A 1,113-nucleotide genomic window follows, 5' to 3' on the forward strand; every position below is an offset into this window, starting at 1 on the left:
CACTACTGCGAGATTGCCTTGCTCATCGGCATGAACGTAATGCGCTTCCAATGGGTAAGATTTACCGTCGACATGGTTTTCAGATGGTGTGTGGAAATGAAACTGCTTTAAAGCAAACGCTTTGCCATCAATGGTCAGAACATTCTCTCCCTCAATGCTGGTTTGCAATGTGTGACCATTGTTTGTTAGCGCAACCACTTTGCCTTGGTAATCCAATTGCAGTTTTGCTAATTCAGCTTGCGTCGCCGCATGAATATCAATCGGGCTTTGGTTTTTCCCTTGCGCACATTCAGAAGCAAACTCGCCCCAATGCTCTGGTCCGTGACTTCCTTCGTAACCCCAGTTTGCTGCGTTGGCCGAACCAACGAATACCAAAGACAATCCAATCGCTGTAAGTGACTTTTTCATGATTTTCCTTATCCCTTCAAGTGAAGTGTTGTAAAAGCAAAGCCATACTAATCTCACAGGATTCGGTCGTTACAGAGTGGAAACTATGATTGCAAACAAACTTTGGAATCAACTCCTCTAGTCATGCAATTGATATGATGCTCAAAATTGAACATCAACGATTATTGAGTCGGTATAAGTGCCCGCTGGAGGGGTATTTTGGCTTGTCATTATCTGCGCGCGATAATTGTAGTTCTGTGGAGTGATACCATCTGGAATGGCATCGCCAGTATCGACATCGCTCTGTTCGCGGCGCTCAGCACCAGCCGAGCCCCAGCGCTCCGTCGATGATGACTTATAGATTTCATATTCCAAATAGTTACTATCAAATGCCATCCTTCGTTGGCCTCCTGAAGCATTTACGCCATCGTTTAAACCAATGGTGAAGGAACTGTTCTTGGTACAAGTTAACGATATAACCTGACTAACGGGATCGAAGCCCGCCACCAATGGGGATGAACCAAAATCAATATCCGGCGCGGTTATCATACAGTCGGGAGTCACTTCCAACTCGACCGTAATAGTACTTTGAGCACTCCCCTCATTCCGAATAATACATACTCCTGGTAGACCTACGCCCTTGCAGTAATTCCAATTCCAAGACGCCATAATTTGGTCTGTATAAATTCCGGCCGAAAGGTTACTTCCAGCTCCCGTCCGAGCATA

2 protein-coding genes are annotated in these 1,113 nt (G+C 45.7%); both read right to left on the reverse strand.

Going from position 1 to position 1,113, the window contains the following annotated elements; all coding sequences use genetic code 11:
* Nucleotides 1-408: carbonic anhydrase family protein (locus R8O10_RS23925; RefSeq protein WP_318191786.1), on the reverse strand; the 408-nt coding region annotated here is incomplete at its 3' end.
* A gap of 141 nt (nucleotides 409-549) precedes the next feature.
* On the reverse strand, nucleotides 550-1,113 hold a 564-nt coding region (locus R8O10_RS23930), incomplete at its 5' end, for a spore coat U domain-containing protein (protein ID WP_318191787.1).

The organism is Vibrio sp. 1727 (assembly GCF_033344415.1).
Classification (GTDB): domain Bacteria; phylum Pseudomonadota; class Gammaproteobacteria; order Enterobacterales; family Vibrionaceae; genus Vibrio; species Vibrio alginolyticus.